Raw genomic sequence first — 20,211 nt, 5'->3', positions numbered from 1 at the left:
GCGCGCTGAATATTACGATGGGACATATCTAAAACCTTAAATCTTCTTACTCGCAAAACCGGGCTTTCTATTATGAAATCTTTTAATATTAGCAAGTTATATTTTATTTTATCCTGTCTGGCGATCCCTTATAGCTATGCAGATGACCGCCCAATTCTTTCTATTTCTGTCAGTCAGTCCGGTGGAAATCTAGTCACTGCTGATGGTGATTTATCCAGAAAACCTAATAAACAAGAATCACGAATACTTCCTATTTGGGGTGACGAGGCCAGAGCTAAAGGTTATGACCTACCAGAGCCTTTTGGCGCTAGTTATGGTTATATGAATATGCGACAGAATATCGTTGTAGACGATATTAAAATTATTATCCCGAATACCCCAGGATTTGAAGATTTGCTGGGTATTCAAACAGGCAAGACCCGAGAAAAGAATGAATCCCATATGCTCAAGCTGGATACTTGGGTTCTGCCTTTTGTGAATATTTATGGCGTTTACGGCTGGACAAAGGGTACATCGAAAACCAACATTGAAGGAATTAGGTTTGTTGGTCAGACTATTAAGGGAATGAAAGATATTCCCTTCGCACTGGATTTTAAAGGTAAAACCTATGGTGGCGGTTTGACTCTGGCAGGAGGTTACGACCAGTTCTTTGGTACGCTTGATACCAACTATACCTACACTAGTTTGGATATTTTGGATGGCAAAATCAGCGCTTTGGTCATCACACCGCGTATTGGTTATGAATTTACATTCCAGCCAATCATCCCAGGACAAGGAAATACCAAATTACAAGTATGGACCGGCGGTATGTACCAGAAAATTACTCAGAAATTTGAAGGCAAGATTAGTAATCTGGATTTACCCCCTATGTTTGACCGAATGATGAGTACATTCGATGATTATGATAATATGAAATTCAAAGTAAAACAGCATGTTGCATCTCGCTGGAATAATACCGTCGGCGCAAGATTGGAAGTCACACGTAATTTCAACTTGCTGACTGAAGTTGGCTTTAACAAACGTAATAGCTGCTATATTTCAGGAGAGTTCCGTTTTTAATGAATATCCGCTGTACTTTATATCGGCTGGCCTTAGTCAGCCTTTTTATTTCTGATTTCTCATATGCTCAAACACCACTTAGCAGGGAAAAAATTGATCGCTGGCTTGAAAAATTAGGTGGCAGTAATACCTATGACAGCAGTAAAGCTATTGACTGGGGCGTTTTACCCGGCCCTTTTTATACCCCAGAATTAGGAGCTGGACTTGGTGTTGCTATCGTCGGTCTTTATCGGCCAGATGATAACGATCATACCAGCCAAATCTCTTCCCTTTCCCTGAATGGATTTACCTCTTCAACCGGTGCCTTTGGGTTCACATTTGATAATTACAATTTTTTTGCTAATGATCAGTGGCGTTTTTTTCTTTCCGGTACATTGAATAACGTTCCTACCTACTACTGGGGAACCGGATATAACGCAGGTAAGATAGATGATCACAAAGAAAAATATCGCTCACAAGAACTGCGCCTACAACCCAGAATTCTCTATCGGGTTGCTGATTCTACCTATTTAGGCGCTGGCTGGAATTTTTCATCATTACATGCCAAAGACCCTGACAATGGCGCGAAAAGACTATTCGCAACTGAAAGCGACGGACGATCCATTCTAAGTTCTGGTGTAAGCGCCTATTTCAGCTATGACACACGGGATTTCCTGCCTAACGCTCATCAAGGGCAAGTGCTTGATATTACCTACACACATTTTTCCCCAGCATTAGCCAGTGACCGCCGGTTTAATACCATTGATATACGATACAGCCACTATTATCAATTAAATGAAAAATCTGTATTGGCATTCGATAGTTACGGCCGATTCACCGATGGTCAAGTACCATGGAATATGTTGTCAATGCTGGGTAACAGTAACCAGATGCGAGGATATTATGAAGGCAGATACCGAGACAAAAATGTACTCAGTACTCAATTGGAATATCGGCGCAAATTGAACTGGCGGCATGGATTTGTCTTGTGGGCTGGGGCTGGCACTATGAGCCATTACGCAAAAGATATTGGCTCAGAAAACTGGCTACCCACCGTTGGCGTTGGCTATCGCTTTGAATTCAAACCCAAAATGAATGTAAGACTAGATTTTGGTATCGGTAAGAAAAGCAATGGATTTTATTTTCAGGTGGGAGAGGCGTTTTGAAATTGCGTTTATGGATTGCTGTTTTAATGTTAGTTGCAGGATGCCAGGGAACATTTTCTCCAATTGCACCAGTACAACCTGACTTAAATAGTGAAACAACCGCCGAAGCAACTCAAGCATGGCCGGTTCTTGCGCCGATTCGCTCCCCCGAAGGATTAAGAGCTTGCTGTGCTTTTGGCTATAATTTAAAAACGGAATTACTGACCATTCCAGTACCTTTTTACCAAATAAGTAATGTGCTGGATGCCGATAATCTTGGAGCACATAATTATAACAACAGCTTTTTTGGTACCGTTGCTTCATTAACAGGGATCAGTAATGAAAAAGTGGGGATGATATATACCCGCCGGGGCGGATTCATTGATATTTCCCATGTACGGGATACCGCTGATAATGCGGTTTTTCTATTCAGCCAAATTTGGCCCCGTCTTGGAGAAGAATGGCATATAGAGTTGAGTAACGAATTAGCATCACGCCGCATCCAGTTTTATCAATTCATGCCACCAGCAACTACAGAACAACGCTATACCTTAAGTGCTTATCTGGCCGTAAAACTCGCTTTTGAGCTTGCTGTATGGCATGAAATTGCCCAATGGTATGGTTATCAATCTGTACCGGGATTTTCTGAAAAAGTGTCGGCGTTTTCTCCTGAAGATCTCTATTCCAATCTATTGGGAGCTCGCCTTTCTCTTTCATTGATACTGGCAGGGCAAGTTCCGTCAATGAAACAATACCGCCTATCAATGCAAGCCATTTTACCTCCCGCACTGCGTGAGCTGGAAGCCTTATCCGCTGATGAAACCCGTAAGATGTTTGAACGGGTTGATGGTATCTGGTGGGACAGTAAACGTCGTGTGCCTGATAAGCGCTTAATTCTTCAACGTGATTACCATACTCACAGCAACCGTATGCCTAGTATGGTTCCGACAGAACGGCAACAACCTCTCAGACTGGCCCTGCCACAACAATATTCTGGCTATGTATTATCTGAATTGGCCGAATTACAATTGTGGCCTGGCCGCCAAATGCAAGAGCTTCCTGTACCAGAAAGCTACTGGAACGTGACTGATTTTCCACAACTGGCAGAAAAAGCGAAAGAACAGCAAGAAAATCATTGACTCATATATACCCTATGGATTTCAAGATGGATCGCGACGGCAAGGAAGCGAATCCCCGGGAGCATAGATAACTCTGTGACCGGGGTGAATGAGTGCTGCCAACAAAGAGGCAACTTGAAAGATAACGGGTATATTACCAATGAAAATAACATCATCAGTCAATGACATATAAAAAGATCTCAGATTACTATTTCTTAATGAATAATTTTACCGAATTATCATCAATTATTATTTACCATTACCATAACATTACACCATAATATAAAATTAATTTTCCCCAGAATAGAGCCAAACTATATTAACAACCCTTAAATTAAGTCACCAAAGAAAAACCACATTCTCCAAACATTATTCCAAATGACAAAAAACCGTACTGAAATATTTACAAAGATAAAAAAACAATAACTAGTTGATATAAAATAATTAATATTAAATAACACAAAGAAAACAAATTAAAAAATCAAAAAAATATTAATCCACCAAACAAGCGCTAACAGAAATAAAATTCATAAAAATAAAAAATTAAGACATTAATTCTATAAAAAACTCACATATTGAGTATTTTGCTTATCTCTACTCACAATGCAGAATTTTACTCTTAATTTAGCTTAAATAACAAAAAAACCTTCTTAAATACGTCTAATCGTCTATAATATACGCTTCCAAGTTATAAATATGTATAAAAAATATCAGTTCCATCTAAGTAAAAAATAATAACTTACATCAGCAACAATTAAATTTACTCAATCTAACTTCAGTCACATAATATGTTGATTTTTATTTTAAATTCATAAAATTGAATTAATTTTTCAGGCAAACACAAACATCTTTTTTAAATCTTTTTGATGTGTCAGGGGATTCAGGGCCCCTATCTTCACTACCCTGATAAGGCCAATTCAATACGTCCCTACTCCCGGAGAGGAAAAATGAATAAACTAGCTTTATCCACCGCCGCCGCTCTTATTTTTACTACAAGTTCTGCAATTGCAGCCGAGAATGCTGCTGGTGGCACTTTACATTTTTCTGGTGCAGTTACTGATGCCACTTGTACTATTAACGGTGGTGTTTCAGCAAATCTGTCAATTATATTAGATCCTATCTCTGTCTCTCAAGCCAGCCAAAAGGAAGGTTTACTTGATTCCAGTAAGAAAGCATTTTCACTAGAATTTTCTAACTGCCAATCCAAAGCTGTTGGTTTTGACCCAGCAACCCCTATGCTGAAAATTCAGTTTTCATCAGCAAACACTATTTCTAACGATGGTAAGTACCTGGTCAATGAAGAAGTTAATGCAGATGGTAAGCCGAAAAACGTAGGTATTGCTATTGTTAAACATTCAGAAGAAAATACCCCGATTATTCTGAATAAAGCTTTTGATACAGGGATCAAAGGTTCTGGTGCAGTACCTGAAACTGTCGATTTCTATGCGAAATATTATAAAGTAGGCACTGCTGAGGCAGACCCAGGTAAAGTAGTAACGAGGGTTACTTATCACGTTACTTACCTATAATTATTGACCACAATAAATAAAGCCTATTTAGATAAATAGGCTTATCTACTTTGACAAAAATAACATTATGAAAAAATTATTTTTAGCTACATTATTAACGGTGACGGCTTTACCCTCATATGCCAACATCGTGATTAATACAACTCGTGTTATTTATCCAGCTAGTAATAAAGAAGTGTCTGTTCAATTATTAAATACGGGCGATCAGCCCTCTCTGGTACAATCCTGGATAGATGATGGCGATCCTAACTCAACACCTGAAACAGCTAAAGTGCCTTTTTTGCTCACCCCCCCAGTAGTCAAAGTTGATGGCAATAACGGCCAACAACTAAGAATTAAGTACACTAACAGCAACCTACCCACTGATCGGGAATCACTGTTTTATTTAAATGTTCTAGATATTCCCCCCGTCGCAGAAAATATTGCCGATAAAAACGTCATGCAGATTGCTATTCGTACCCGGATCAAATTTTTCTATCGGCCTGAAAAGCTTTCTATTTCACTTAAACAGATCGAACAACATATTGTATTAAAACGTGACGGCAGCCAATTAAAATTGGATAATTCATCACCCTATTTCCTGAATGTCGTCGGCCTCAAATCTTCCAACACTCAACCTAATTTATTAAACGAGGGGACAGTCATTAAACCACTCTCTTCTTATTCATTCAGTACCAATGAAAAAGTAAAAATCGGAGACAAATTAACTTTAGCTATTGTTGACGATTTTGGTGCTATAAATAAATTAACTTTACCACTTCAATAGTGATATTACTGGCATAGCATAGAACATGATAAGAGAAAAAGTGAGTCCGTTAGCTCTGATAATCACCACCATCCTGTATACAGATTGCTTATGTTATGCCACAACATTTAATACTGATTTTCTGGCTGGCGAATCTGCAAAAGCAGATTTGTCCCGATTTTATTCTACTTCCGAATTACCCGCTGGCCGTTACGATATTGATGTATACCTAAATAATGACTGGAAAGGACGATTTGATATTCATATCCAAAACGATGGCAAAGATATTTACTTGCTAAATGAAGATCTGCCAAGGTTAGGTATAATAATTGATAAGAACCAATTACCAGAATCACCCTTATCTCAAGATGAAATTCTCCTTACTAAGATGATACATGAAGGGACCGCTAATCTTGATGTTCCTAAACTCAGCTTATATTTGGTTGTCCCTCAAGCTTATATTAAAAATGAACTAAAAGGCTACATCGATCCCGCATTCTGGGACAAAGGGATTCCAGGAGCCATGCTTTCTTATAATGCCAATTATTACCGTACTCAGAATAGGAATAAACAGAATCGTGGTCATGAAAATGAAGATAATGCTTACGTATCACTTAATAACGGTTTAAATCTATTTGGCTGGCAATTACGTGATCAATCCGCTTATCACTACACACGTTCAAATGGCAATAAATGGAGTAATAATACCCGATATCTGCAACGAGGAATTTCATCAATTAACTCAGAGCTTCGTATTGGTGACAGCTATACATCAAGTGATTTGTTCGATTCTTTCCGCTTCCGTGGTATCAGTTTAAAAACCGATATGCGCATGTACCCGGATGCCTGGCAAGGGTTTTCCCCTATCGTCCGGGGAGTTGCACAGACTAACGCCTTGGTAAAGATCACTCAGAATAACGTTATTATTTACCAAGGTAGTGTACCACCGGGACCTTTTGCCATTGATACTATTTTACCAACAGGTTCTGGCGGCGACTTATTTGTCGAAGTTACAGAAGCGGATGGACGCACCAACAGCTTTACTGTTCCCTTTTCATCTGTCCCTAATATGATGAAAGAAGGTCTTAGCAAATATGATATCAGTGCAGGAAAAGCCCAAATTGCCAACAGTCACCATAAACCCAACTTTTTCCAAGCCAGCTATCAATATGGGTTCAATAATATCCTTACAGGTTATACAGGTGCCATTATCAGCAAAGACTATTATTCATTACTATTAGGCAGTGGATTTAACCTACCGATTGGCGCAGTCTCAATTGATATTTCACAATCCAGTGCCAAATTTGACAATACCCCAACGATGAAAGGCCAGAGCTACAAAGCAGCTTATAGCCGCTATATTCCACAAACAGGAACAAATTTCTCTCTAGCTGCTTATCGTTATTCAACTAAAAACTATCTGAACCTGATCGATGCCATTAATCTGCATGACTGGCTAAGTAGCGGATATAACCGACAACACTATTCTCATCAGAAAAACACCTTCAATATTAATTTAAACCAAAATCTTGGTCGCGGTGCGGGTTCACTTTTTCTTTCAGGAACATTCCGTGATTACTGGGGAACCCAGAATAAAAGCAGAGAGTATCAAATGGGATATTCCAACAGCCTGGGCAAAGTCAATTATACCCTGACAGCAAGCCGTGTTCGGTACAATATCAATGAAACAGAAAGTAAAGAGGAACAACGTTACTATCTGATGCTGTCTGTTCCTTTTGAACTGTTTGATTACCCTGCCTATCTGACCAGTAATATCTCACTCAATGATAATCACTACAACAACAGTGATTTGGGATTAAGTGGCAGCGCAGGCCCACACAATCGTCTGAATTATCACCTTAACATTTCAGATCAGAAAAGCGGTTCCACCACAACCAGCGCAAATCTGACCTATAAAACATCCGTTTCCACACTCAGTAGCTCTTATAGTCAATCCAAGGATTACCGTCAGATGGGACTCGGTGCAACAGGCAGTTTGGTTACTTATCGGGGCGGCATTCTGGCTGCTAATCAGGTTGGAGAAACCTTTGCAATCATTGACGCACCGGGCACAGCTAACGCTTCTGTGAATGGTGATAAAAGCATGGTGACGAATAACAGCGGTAAATTGTTGATACCTTATCTTTCCCCTTACCGTAAAAATGCCATCATGCTAGATACCAGTGAAGTGCCGGAAGAGTCGGCTGAACTTATCGGTAACATCAGAGATGTTGCCCCCTATTCCGGTGCTATTACCCATATCAGATTTAAAACAGACCAGCGGAAAACTTTTATTTTCTACTCGACTCAAGCCAATGGTAAACCTTTACCTTTCGGTACTGAAATTGTCGATTCAGAAGGTAACAGCCTTGGATATGTTGGTCAGGGTAGTATGGTTTTCCTGCGAGTAGAAAAATTGCCGCAACAAGTTTATGTCCGCATTGATAAATCAGGTGAAAAGAGTTGTGTAATAAGCGATCCACAACCTGATGAAATGGACTCAACCGCCAATACTTGTCGTTAAGGGAGGAAGATAATGAAACTTAAGCTATTGTATCTGGCGGCCCTAATCAGCCTGAACAGCAGTATAGTTTATGCGAACTGTCAACCCAATGTCGCGATAACTGCACCAGCAATCACTGTCGATATGACAGATCATCTCTACTTGAACAGTAATGCAAACTGGCAACTAAATACCCGGTATTCTGGCTATTTTAAATGCACCTCAAATGCATTATGGAAGCAAAACACTGTTGCTAACGGATCACCGTTTACCAAAAATAAAGTTGTTCTCGGATTCAATGGTGGCAAAGATTATGTCGAAGTGACTATCACTAACCTTTCTCCCAGTAGCAATATTAATCTGGGAAACAGTAACACGACATACCCTGCCAGCAGATTACAGGCCCAATTTACACTTAATGCCAAGCTATTAAACGGTAGACCTGGCGGTAGTAATATTCACGTCTTTTCCGGCAATACTGCAACATTAAAGACGGCTGTAATAGCCATGGATACCACCAACATAGGACTTTTTGACGCTATTCTCCGTTTTGCTACCGATTTCCTGACGTTTATTCTAACCTGGGTATGGCCCACTCATTCTGAAGATATCTATTACCAACCAATTACCATGATTTTTAATCGTCAAGATACAACTTGTAATTTCTCAAATGCGGGATTAACTGTGAAGCTGCCAAAAGTTAACCGCGCTACACTACTTAGTGGAGCCAATAAAGGAGAAACACCTTTTACACTCAATTTTGAATGTAATTTCCTCCTTAATGGTAAAACTTCACGTTCAATTAAAGCCTACCTGAGCAGTAATAATCTACTACCAAACGATAACCGAACTTTAATCGATAACAGAGCAGGAGCAGCGAAAGGCGTTGGCATCCGAGTCTATCAACCAAGTAATTCAACACTAATAACGTTCAGTACCTCGCAAACGTCTTCTCAAAGTGCAACACCGTTATTCAGCAAAAATACCGACAACGCCATAGACAAACGCTTTGCCATTGATCTTAATGCTTACTATTACGTTTATGATCCTAAAAACATTATGTCAGGGGAACTAAAAGCAACCTCTGTTCTGAACTTTGAATACAATTAATCAGAATCAGGCGGCAAAGGAAATGCCCCTTCTTTTTGTTATCCAACCACCGATTTGTGTATCAATGAGTAACAATATGTAATAAAGTGTTTACGAGTAAAAATCCATTTACATTTGTAACTTACCCTGATTCTATGTAAGACAATGATAACACTAGCATTTAACAATCACGAACACTGATTTAATTTCCTAATAAAATAATACAATTCCATAAAACACATAAAAACAATATATTCAAACTTATCAATAAGATTTATAAAAATAATATCAAAACTATATCCAATCATATCATTTAAATATAAATAATACCATAGAAAAACATATTTAAATACATTCCATACAATATAATCAAGCAATTAACACAATATGAATTATAATATAATAAATACTTCAACCAAATATAGCATCAAAAGAATAAAAAATTATAAATCAATAACATACATAAAAACAAAATGAAAAACCAAGTAAAAAAACAATAAATAATTAGATAACGGCATATTTACACATAACATATCAATATAAATAAAATTAACCAACCCACTACATATCTAATATAAATTTAATTTAAAAAACATTATTAATATAAATTAAAAAATATGAATATTTATATTTTAAAAGAATAAATATATTGGAAAACATTTACTTTAACATACATCTTTTTATTATATTTTATAAAAAGTAGATAATTTTAACACTTTGTTACTTATTTTAACTTAACATTTATAATCATATCGAATATCCTGCACCGCACTAATGACAATAGATATATTACAAAATCAGCTCAAGTCTGACAGACAAAACTCAATATCTAACTCACAGAGAAAAAACACCTATCGGTGACGGGTTACCTGTTTATGAAAATGATACTTATTATTATAGCGGCAATATTAATATCAGTTAGTTTATTACTCGGGGCAGTATTCTTACAATTGGCAATATTATAGATAAATGGGATCAAACCAAATCCAATAACTTTAGATATTCGCTCAACCGGTTTATTGATCTTTTCCTTCCAGGGGAAAAGCATTTCAGGAGTGAATTAAACAAAAAACATTATCATTTATTATATATAAACCAAGTTGGACAATATTATTTTATATAGAAACCATACACAACTAACTATAACTTAATAAAAAATAGAATACATCAGTAGTATACCAACTTAAATTACAGTAGAAATTCTTATGAATTATTAATAACTCTGGTCATACTGGATTTATTTTGCTAGCATTAGCTCGTTTTTTATTCAGAGCAAATGAGGAAAAGCAATGCCCTCTCGAACGATGAGGACAACCGCCATCTTCGCTTTCTTTATTTCACTGTTGTTTTCCGCTTTTAGTCAAGCATCAACTAGTACCGCTAAAAGCATAGAGTATTCTCACAATGGCATACAAAGTAGTTTGCCAGATTTACGAAAATACCCTTCGGGCACCCCACGTAAGAAAGCGTTTTTAAATGTTGTTGTCCCTGTGATTGATCAACACAATCAACAAATTATGCAGGAAAGGAAATGGCTACTGAAACATCAGGATGCCAAACATTGGTCCAATCAGGATATCAAGCACCTGCAACAAATTTGTAAAAACTACAACATGAGCTGTAGCAGCTCACCTAAAAAAGTTAACTGGAACAAGCTACTGAACCGTGTTGACATCATTCCAACCCATTTTGTTGCTACTCAGGCTGCAACAGAATCTGGCTGGGGAACTTCTAAGCTTGCACAGCAGAATAATAACCTGTTCGGTATGCGTTGCGGTAACAGCTGTAAGAGAACTCAGGGTAAGATAAAAGGTTATTTCTCTTATCCGACTATAAATGATTCTGTCAAAGCCTATATGCGGAACATGAATACCCATAATGCTTATGAATCATTACGTGTTTCACGCGCTAAACAGAGGAGCCTTCAAAAATCACTGAACACCAGCAAGTTGATTGATAATCTTGAAGGATATTCACAATTAGGCCCTACTTACAACAGTTACCTGCATAAGGTGTTTAACAGCAACAAAGGGCTTATCACTCAAGCACAAAAGTTAGCTAAAAATGAGCATGACTAAAATTCTTGTCAGTATGAGTTCGAATATATAGCTTTCTAACTACTAATATCATCCGTTTCATAGAAATATGGAATGGATGATTTTCTTACATCCACCAGCTTATCTTGCTCATTGATAGAATGTTTAGGTTGAATATTATAATATCATTCAAGATTGTCTATAATTGCGACGAAATGATTAGCTAGAGTTTAATATGAATTTCTTTTCTTTTGAGTTTCTCGGGTCCTTTGTTGCCTTCTTTCTCTTGTATTGGGTGTTACAAAAAAGTGCAAAAATACAAAACTATTTGCTGATAATCGCAAGTTATCTGTTTATCTTTTCTTTTAATCCACTTTTCGCCGGTATCTTATTTGGTTATACATTATTCATTTATCTTTTAGCAAACATAGCCAGCAAATTTCTATCCAATCGCATCACGTTTGCTATCCTAACGATAGGTATTCTGGGATGTTTTACTGTATTCAAATATTATTCTTTCTTTCAAGAAAGTCTCCAACAAGCGTTTGCCCAATTTGGCTTATCCATAGATTTACCCGTACTGACACTAATCGTACCTCTGGGTTTATCTTTCTATGCATTCCATTCTGTTAGCTATGTCGTTTCTGTTGGAAAAAATGAAATTCCACGAGCATCATTCCCTGATGTCGTTTTATACCTCTGCTTTTTTCCAAGTATTGTTGCAGGACCAATAAACCGAGCTAAAGATTTCCTGCCTCAAATTCAGATTTCATCAAGAATAATCATCGAACCATCAAGAGCCATATTACTGATTGTATTGGCAATAACTAAACTATTCCTGTTTAGCTCTTATTTGTCTGAAAATTATGTAAATCCAATTTTTGATGATCCTATCGGCTACGATGCAGGGCAAATCCTGGTTGGTATTTATGCCTATGCCTGGCACATCTACTTTAATTTTTCCGGTTATACCAACTTAGTTACCGGATTAGCGTTACTCCTCGGATTTAAAGTTCCTGAAAACTTCAATGCCCCTTATCTGGCTGAAAATTTACAATCCTTCTGGCACCGTTGGCATATCAGTTTATCTGAATTTATCCGCGATTACGTCTATATTCCTTTTGGCGGTAATAAAAAAGGGTTTCTACGTAAAAACCTTAATTTATTTGCCGCCATGGTAATCTCCGGTTTATGGCATGGTGCCGGAATTAACTTCATTATTTGGGGAGCTATCCATGGATTAGGATTAGTAATCCTAAATATTAAATGTCAATTATTCTCTCCAACAGATAAAAAAAATAAGAATACCCCCAGAAACCCAATGACTTCATTTTTATCCAAAGTGATCACTTTCCACTTTGTTTGTCTGGCATGGGTTTTCTTCCGTTGTCCTACTCTGGATGATGCCATGACATTATTAAATCAATTAATATCATCAAATTTGCTCCACTCAATCATAGCCAATGGCTGGTTGCTGATGATGTTCTTAGGGCTGTTTATTATTTACCCGAAACTAGTTAATCTGAAAACAGCGGTTGAGAAAATCCATGCCCATATTCCATGGATATACTACCCAATACCATTAGCTATCATTTTGACTTTGGTATTTATGCTTTCACCACAAGGAATGCCGGGATTTATCTATGCTAATTTCTGAGTTCAAATCCAATTTAAAAACAGCCGGGCAAGTCATTCTTATCATAGTATTAACCAGCCTACTGTTAATCTGGTTGAATCATCGTTCGCTGGATAGATTCTGGCAACAGAAATACCACCAGCAAAGCCTTTGGGCAACGTTACAAGGTAATCCGCTATGGGATTTTGGGGATAATCTGGAACAAGGAGTTCTGGCTGCGGGAGAAGCTTTCATATTACACACCAGCAATAACAGAGACAATCATCAGCAAGCTGCTCAGGAATCCGGTATTACGCTTCCTAAAGATTTTCAGATAGGACTGCGGTTCTTAAATGGTTATATCTCTCCTGTTACAAATTCATCTGCGACTTTCCCCGCGTTATTACAAAAATCCCCTCATGCTGATTCTGTCAGTTCATCAGTACACCATAACCAATCCAGTATAGTCATTGCCAAAACCAATGTGACGCTGACAGCTAAGGATAAAGTACTTTTTGCCGGAGATTCAATGATGCAAGGTATTGCTCCTCATCTGAAACGTCGGCTCTTTCAGGATTATGGTATTTCAAGTATTAATCTCAGCAAACAAAGTACAGGGCTTGCTTACCCTAATTTCTTTAACTGGCCGGCAACTATCAACAAGACACTGGAAGCCAACCACGATATCAAACTGGTTATTATCTTCCTGGGACCAAATGATCCCTGGGATATGCCACCAGAACATGGACATATCTATCTGAAATTTGCCAGCGCTGATTGGGAAAACCTCTACCGCCAACGTATCAATATGATCCTTACTGAAGCACGTCACCATGACGCCGATGTCATCTGGATTGGCCCTCCGAATATGCGGAAGAAAAAACTTTCTACCAGCATGGAATACCTGAGATCATTATATCAATCAGAAGTAGCAAGAGTCGGAGAAATATACGTTTCTGTTAATGATATTTTTAAATATCATGCAGATGATTATTCCGATTATATTGGCGATAATAGTAATAAAATTAAACTCAGAAGCGGTGATGGTATACACTTTAGCTTGAAAGGTCAGCAAACTATTTCAGACAACATAATTTCATTGATTGAATTTATTCAGGAACCAGCCAAACAAAATGGAAATGCTTAAACAACTTCGCAAGCGATACCAGCCTGTTGGCATTGGTCTGGTCATCATACTCTCTTTAAGCCTGATATCATGCCATAAGCAGAGACCTGAATCTTTACTAACACAACACCCGGTGATAGTAAACCAACAGTTAACCGACTTTGGTGAACCGAATCTAGCCTTACTCGCAGATAAACTTCGTAACAACCGCCATAATCAACTGCATTTTATTCAGATAGGTGATTCTCATACTGCTGCGGATTTTTTCACTGGTAAGCTCCGTTCCTTATTACAACAACGCTTTGGTGATGCCGGTATCGGTTTTGTCAGCCCAATAGACGTCCCCGGACAACGTAATGCCATACTTGGTATAACGGATGATAAACAGCAATGGGAACTGACCACCAGCCGCAAAGATAACCGGACTGATTTCCCTCTCGGAGGGATAATCGCAGAGCCTAATAGCGAAACCAGCAAACTGGTTTTAAAGCTATTTGCCCCAGCCTATACTCGCTATCAACTCAAAGCGTTATATCAAGCATCTGGTGATTCTCAGATTCTAGTTCAGTCTGCAACCAAACAAATTCTTAAATTACCGTCAACTCACGGTCAATGGCAGTTTTCCTCTGAAAAAACTGTCAAGTTCCCAATTAATATCATGGCGACACAAGATAACCAGTTGAAATTAGGCGGCTGGTTTATCAAACGTAAACAATCAGGTGTTATATTATCCGCTTTAGGTATTAATGGTGCGACCATTAATATGATGGATAAATGGCAGCCACAATGGATTAATACCTTAGTTCAAATGCATCCTGATCTGATTATCCTCGCTTATGGTACAAATGCCGCTTTCAATGATTCATTAGATTTATCGGGTTATCGCCAACAATTGACAGCCAAGATAAAACAGATTCGTCACCAGTTACCACAAACAGCTATTCTTATCATCGGACCAAGTGACTCCTTAAAAAATAGTCAAGCAACAAGCTGTACAACACAACAACCCGCAATGTTGAACGATGTCATCCATATTCAACAAGAAGTCGCTAAAGATCAGCACACACTATTCTGGAACTGGCGTGAATATATGGGTGGCGAGTGTTCAATTAAGCGTTGGGCGCAACAAAACCTTGCACGCCCTGACTATATTCACCTTTCAGCCGCAGGTTATGAGCGCAGTGCGAAAGCGTTATATAAACAATTAATGGATATCCTTGGGCAATAGGTAACGATAAAATCGCGTTTCAATAATACTAAACATCGGTATTATACAATGCGGAAAAATTGAATATTTATCCTTAGATTTATAACTGCAACATGCAAAAAATCGCTAAAAATCAATCTAATAAAGATAAATTATCATTTTATTGTATTTAATAGATTGAAAAATAAGGTTATACCACCTGTAACACATAGCGTTAAAAAGAGCGTTTAAAATATGATTTTTTCAAAAAAGTACCCTAAAGGTTCCATAAGAAGATTCATTTCCGGTTGGAAAGAATGTAGTTTTGAACGTTATCAACAAGCGTATTCTCTTTATGGTGGGGGAATATCTACTCACCCAAATGTTGTACGTTTTCTAAATGAAAAATTTGGCAATAGTTTTATCTTTTACGTTAAGGAAAATCCACTGTCAGCAAACATTATCGAAGGAGCATACTTTACGTGCAAAGATCATCATCTGGCAGCAAGTCATCAGAAAGATTATAATTTTTTCAGTTATGACGAAATTATTTTCCCTATTGCTAAACATCTCAAGACCATAATTCCAGGTCAGTCAAAAACCATATCAGTCTTGCATAAAGAAAACTTTATCAATACTCATTATGGTCGGTTAAATAAACGAACAATATGCCTCGCCAAAGAAGATTTTTCTTATAAAACAAGAAGAAATCGGAGTAATGAAATTAATAAGTTTAAGCGTTCAGGCGGGGAAATATGTCAAATTGACGATTTTATCTGCCAAGAATTCGTCGACATTTACACCACTCTGTACGAAAAACGGTGGGCTAAACAACATAATGAAGAAGAGAAAGAAAAATTAATCGAATTATACACTGAACTCAAGCAACACCTGTACGGAAGTGTATTAACTATCAATGGAACTCCCGTAGCCTATGATTTAGTTATAAAATCAGATAGCCCTCAATGGATTTCATTTGATGCAATAAATGGTGGATTCGATCCTGAATATTCCAATCTAAGTCTTGGAAGTATCGTAATGTGGCTGAATATTAGAAATGCCTCGGCTCTTTGTCAGCAGCAGCAAAAAACTATGCGCTATTCTATTGGTAGACCTTCTTTCGCCTATAAAGATCGCTGGTGCAATCGCCATCCATTAGCGAGAACACTATTCTAGTTTTATTAATCATCTGCATAGTTGGCTTATCGTCCGCCTTCATAGAAGGCGGCATTGTTCAACGCCATAAAAGAGTGCTTCAAATTTTGGCTATTTAAGATGACAGAGGAATTACATCACAGCAAAGAAAATCATCCCAACAACAGCGCCCGTTGTTCCAAGGATGGTTTCCATAATTGACCAGGTTTTCAGTGTCTGGGATTCTGTTGCGCCAGTAAATTTACCGAATAACCAAAAGCCTGAATCATTAACATGGCTCAATACCAGAGAACCTCCTGCAATACAGATTGAAAGAGCCGCAAGCTGAGCTCCAGAATATCCCAACGCATCAACCACTGGCAGAATCAAACCAACCGTAGTTAAACAAGCCACAGTTGCAGATCCTTGAATAACACGAACCGTACTAGCAAGAATAAAACTCGCTAATGCAATTGGCAGGCCAGCACCAATCAATGCATTCCCCAGAGCAGGACCTACACCGGAATCCACCAATACTTGTTTGAAGACACCACCGGCCCCAGTAACTAATAAAATAATTCCAGCCGGTTGAATAGCCGAAGAACAAATATCCATCACTTTTTCTTTACTCATTCCACGACGAATTGCCAGACCATAAATAGCAATCAAACAAGCAACCAGAATCGCAGAAAATGGATGGCCGATGAGTTCAAGCCACTGGTACAATTCAGAACCTTGTACAACAAAGCGCTCACCAATAGCCTTTGATCCAACCAAAGCCAAGGGAAACAAAACCAGCGATAGACTCAGGCCAAAAGATGGCATTTTACCTTGACCAAGGCTTGGCTCACTTATATCAGCAGGTAAATCCAAGGTAACATATTTACTGATAAAACTACCAAAAATCGGGCCAGCCAGTAACATCCCGGGAATTGACGCACTGATACCAATCAGGATCATCCAGCCAAAATCGGCATTCATCTGTGAAGCTAACAACATCGGAACTGGGCCAGGTAACAGAAATGCCGCAGCAGCTGCAACACCCGCAAACAGAGGGATAACCAATTTCACTACATTACCGCCAGTACGGCGCGCTACTGCAAATGCCACACCAATCAGTAAAACAATAGCTACATCAAAAAATAGTGGCAAGGCACAAACCAAGCCGGCTATCCCCAATGAATAGTGAGCACGCTTTTCACCAAAACTATTTAATAATTTAACTGCAATCTGATCCAGAGCGCCTGTTTCGTGTAAAACCTTACCAAACATCGCACCCAGGGCGACAACAATTGCCAGAAAGCCTAGCGTTCCCCCCATTCCTTCTTGCATTGTTTCGGTAACTTTATCCAGCGGCATACCTGAAAAAACACCAGCCCCCATAGAAACCAGTATTAATGCCACAAAAGCATGTATTCTGGCCTTCATCACCAAAAACAGTAGTAAGAGAACAGAGCCAACTGCTGTCAGCACTAAGGTTAAAGTACTCATTATTTTTCCCCTGAAATGACACTATTAATTATTTTTATTGAGTGATTAATCACTTCATCAAGAGACGATCTAATATCAATCAGATAAACATCCTTTTCATCACTGCCTGGTTCTTCTAATGCTTCAAACTGAGATATCAACATTTGAGGTTTAAAAAAATGATCTTTACGTGCTTTCAACCGGCTTTCAATTAAATCAAAATCGCCTTTCATGTAAAGAAATGACAGATTCTTATTATTATCACGCAGCATATCCCGGTAATGTCTTTTTAGAGCAGAACAAACGATCAGAGAAACTAGATTTGTGCGTTGCATAGCAAAAACTGCATCATTCAATGATTTCAACCAAGGCTTACGATCTTCATCATTCAGTGCATAGCCTTCAGCCATCTTATTAATATTAGATCTTGGATGTAAAAAATCGCCATCCAAAAAGGCAGAGTCCAATTTATAGGCCACAGCATTAGCAACAGCAGATTTACCGCTGCCGGATACCCCCATAAGCACAAAAACATGATTCGGATGATGGGTATCACTCATATAAACTCCTTAGCACAGATATTTTATCTGAAAATGTTACCGGTAACTGTTATCGGTAACATTATCGGGAGTGGCAGCAAGATTCGCAACAACACAGAATCTTCAGGAAATAAAAATGTGATATTTATCGCAAAGTAAGTTTAAAAATATAAAATCAATAGATCGATTAAATACTTTCTCCTGGTGATATTTCAAAGCCAATATCGACCATTTTCTGCGGTAAATGTTCACCTTTCAGCCGTGCCATCAATAATTCAGCAGCCTTCCGCCCCATTAAATCACGAGGTGTCAGTACACTGGCAAGTTTTGGTGTCATAACCTGACCAACATCGTGACCATGGAAACCCGCTATTGCAATATCGTCCGGTACAACTATTCCCTGACGTTGGCACTCAAAAATTGCCCCAATAGCAAGGTCATCGTTGGTACAGAATAAACCATCCACATCAGGATATTTCGTTCGTGCTTCATTCAATAACTGTCCCCCCAATGTGTAAGAAGAGCTGTCTGGAGTCATCACCTTACCAGGCTTTAAACCTGCGCTTTTCATCGCAGCTTCATAACCTTCCAGGCGAATAATTGTCCTCTCATCCTGTCTTGCTCCAAGATAAATAACCTGCTGACAACCTCGCTCAATCATTGCCATTGTCATCTGCCGAGCCGCTTCAAAGTTATCAATACCGACTGCTGTATCAAAACAAGGGGAAACACAATCCATTAATTCAACGACAGGAATACCGGCCGTTTCCAACATCCTTAAGGTTCGCGGAGTATGAGTACGCTCAGCAAGAATCAAGCCATCAACATTGTAAGAGAGCAAAGAAATCAGACGCTCTTCTTCTTTCTCTGACAAGTAACCATAGTGAGCCAACATGGTCTGATATCCATTACGGTCTGTCACATATTCGATACCACGGATAACTTCCGCAAAAACCTGATTAGTCAATGAAGGCAACAAGATGCCAATAGCATGGCTGGTAGAATTAGAAAGGATATCCGGTACCCGATTCGGGATATAACCTAACTCATCCAAAGCATCAGCTATTTTCTTTCTCAATTGTTCAGAAACTTGATCCGGATTACGCAAAAAACGACTTACCGTCATTTTTGTCACACCAACACGATCAGCCACATCTTGTAAAATAGGACGTTTTTTCTTCATATTTTAAGGCAATTTAAAATTAGTAGAATTTAAGATAATAAGCACAATGTTATGACATAGTTATACACTATCAGGATACACTTTTTTTGAATTTAGCAAAAAACGCTATGAATCCTTATTCATCATTCATCGTGGATAGCAAAATAAGATGAAACGCCAAAAAGGTTTTAAAAAGGATTAATCCAGTGTTTGTTAGTTCCAAACGTTACTACCGGTTAAAATATGAAGATATCAGTGAATACTGAAAATGTTAAAAGCGACAACAGTACACATTTATCCGCAAACTGGTGGAATTCTTAGAAGTAGTTAGAGTAATACACAGCTACCGCGTTGTAACCGGCTGTAATTAATATTCATATGGCGTCTGATAACTTCAACTAACAACACAATGCCCTGGAATTTAAGCGTAAGCACAGCAAACAATCCAGTTATCAATGGGGGAAATAAATTAAAGCAAGCGTATTACTCTATCTCTAATCATAATGAATACACATAGGTAAACATGATTCTTATTGAATGAGCAAATCTGGCAGTTAATGAAAAAGGTTTGGATTAAGAATCACAACCACGATAATAAAAATTTAGACTAGTTATATCCTGCCAACAACCCACTCAATAAGGCTTATCAATATTCTAAAAGAAAATGATAATAACGGACTAACTGTAGCATGTCATGCCCCCTTAGTCTATCCGCCTGCAGAAACCGGGTTTCAGTTATTTTTCGGGCCGGCTATGACTATAACGGGTTTTGAGGA

The 20,211-nt window shown here is 38.3% G+C and carries 16 protein-coding genes; 12 read left to right on the top strand and 4 right to left on the bottom strand.

From position 1 onward, the window contains the following. The first annotated feature begins 72 nt into the window (after positions 1-72). From C5469_RS18900 to C5469_RS18890, 3 genes are read left to right on the top strand one after another with little or no spacing between them, the layout of a single operon-like run. The gene (locus tag C5469_RS18900) at positions 73-1,059 is read left to right on the top strand and encodes a hypothetical protein (protein ID WP_166309879.1); all 987 of its coding nucleotides are present in this window, start codon (positions 73-75) and stop codon (positions 1,057-1,059) included. Continuing rightward, the gene (locus C5469_RS18895; protein WP_166309877.1) at positions 1,059-2,204 is read left to right on the top strand and encodes a BamA/TamA family outer membrane protein; all 1,146 of its coding nucleotides are present in this window, start codon (positions 1,059-1,061) and stop codon (positions 2,202-2,204) included. Before C5469_RS18900 ends, C5469_RS18895 begins: the two co-directional genes overlap by 1 nt. Continuing rightward, entirely contained in the window at positions 2,201-3,322 is a 1,122-nt protein-coding gene (locus tag C5469_RS18890) for a DUF4056 domain-containing protein (RefSeq protein ID WP_166309875.1), read from the top strand. Before C5469_RS18895 ends, C5469_RS18890 begins: the two co-directional genes overlap by 4 nt. A 21-nt stretch (positions 3,323-3,343) precedes the next feature. Here C5469_RS18890 and C5469_RS18885 read toward each other — a convergent pair whose 3' ends face one another. After that, entirely contained in the window at positions 3,344-3,490 is a 147-nt protein-coding gene (locus tag C5469_RS18885; RefSeq protein WP_166309873.1) for a hypothetical protein, read from the bottom strand. Positions 3,491-4,248: 758 nt separating this feature from the next. Between C5469_RS18885 and C5469_RS18880 the strand changes: the two genes are divergently transcribed. From C5469_RS18880 to C5469_RS18840, 9 genes are all read left to right on the top strand, one after another. Beyond that, positions 4,249-4,830, top strand: a complete 582-nt coding sequence (locus C5469_RS18880; protein WP_166309871.1) for a fimbrial protein — start codon at positions 4,249-4,251, stop codon at positions 4,828-4,830. Between the two features lie 67 nt (positions 4,831-4,897). Beyond that, on the top strand, positions 4,898-5,596 hold the full coding sequence (locus C5469_RS18875; RefSeq protein WP_166309869.1) for a fimbrial biogenesis chaperone: 699 nt from the start codon (positions 4,898-4,900) through the stop codon (positions 5,594-5,596). Between the two features lie 40 nt (positions 5,597-5,636). Then, entirely contained in the window at positions 5,637-8,099 is a 2,463-nt protein-coding gene (locus C5469_RS18870) for a fimbria/pilus outer membrane usher protein (protein ID WP_339414582.1), read from the top strand. Between the two features lie 12 nt (positions 8,100-8,111). Beyond that, the gene (locus tag C5469_RS18865; RefSeq protein WP_166309865.1) at positions 8,112-9,188 is read left to right on the top strand and encodes a fimbrial protein; all 1,077 of its coding nucleotides are present in this window, start codon (positions 8,112-8,114) and stop codon (positions 9,186-9,188) included. A gap of 1,268 nt (positions 9,189-10,456) precedes the next feature. Next, positions 10,457-11,245, top strand: coding sequence for a protein bax (locus C5469_RS18860; protein WP_166309863.1), 789 nt, complete (start codon positions 10,457-10,459; stop codon positions 11,243-11,245). Between the two features lie 193 nt (positions 11,246-11,438). After that, entirely contained in the window at positions 11,439-12,860 is a 1,422-nt protein-coding gene (locus tag C5469_RS18855; RefSeq protein ID WP_166309861.1) for an MBOAT family O-acyltransferase, read from the top strand. Beyond that, positions 12,847-13,965, top strand: a complete 1,119-nt coding sequence (locus tag C5469_RS18850) for an SGNH/GDSL hydrolase family protein (RefSeq protein WP_166309860.1) — start codon at positions 12,847-12,849, stop codon at positions 13,963-13,965. Before C5469_RS18855 ends, C5469_RS18850 begins: the two co-directional genes overlap by 14 nt. Beyond that, positions 13,952-15,172: an SGNH/GDSL hydrolase family protein gene (locus C5469_RS18845; RefSeq protein WP_166309858.1), complete on the top strand. Its 1,221-nt coding sequence runs from the start codon at positions 13,952-13,954 to the stop codon at positions 15,170-15,172. The genes C5469_RS18850 and C5469_RS18845 overlap by 14 nt, the downstream gene beginning before the upstream one ends. A 213-nt stretch (positions 15,173-15,385) precedes the next feature. Further along, positions 15,386-16,306: a GNAT family N-acetyltransferase gene (locus C5469_RS18840; protein WP_166309856.1), complete on the top strand. Its 921-nt coding sequence runs from the start codon at positions 15,386-15,388 to the stop codon at positions 16,304-16,306. Between the two features lie 111 nt (positions 16,307-16,417). On the opposite strand, the gene gntU is transcribed toward C5469_RS18840, so the two are convergent. From gntU to gntR, 3 genes are all read right to left on the bottom strand, one after another. Then, positions 16,418-17,755, bottom strand: coding sequence for a gluconate transporter (gene gntU, locus C5469_RS18835; protein WP_166309854.1), 1,338 nt, complete (start codon positions 17,753-17,755; stop codon positions 16,418-16,420). Further along, the gene (gntK, locus tag C5469_RS18830) at positions 17,755-18,294 is read right to left on the bottom strand and encodes a gluconokinase (protein WP_166309852.1); all 540 of its coding nucleotides are present in this window, start codon (positions 18,292-18,294) and stop codon (positions 17,755-17,757) included. The genes gntU and gntK overlap by 1 nt, the downstream gene beginning before the upstream one ends. A 166-nt stretch (positions 18,295-18,460) precedes the next feature. Further along, positions 18,461-19,456: a gluconate operon transcriptional repressor GntR gene (gene gntR, locus C5469_RS18825; protein WP_166309850.1), complete on the bottom strand. Its 996-nt coding sequence runs from the start codon at positions 19,454-19,456 to the stop codon at positions 18,461-18,463. Positions 19,457-20,211: the final 755 nt, after the last annotated feature.

The sequence above is a fragment of the Photorhabdus cinerea genome, from assembly GCF_011189575.1.
GTDB lineage: Bacteria > Pseudomonadota > Gammaproteobacteria > Enterobacterales > Enterobacteriaceae > Photorhabdus > Photorhabdus cinerea.
The sequence above is the reverse complement of the archived record's forward strand: the minus strand, read 5'-3'. Positions and strand labels throughout refer to the sequence as shown.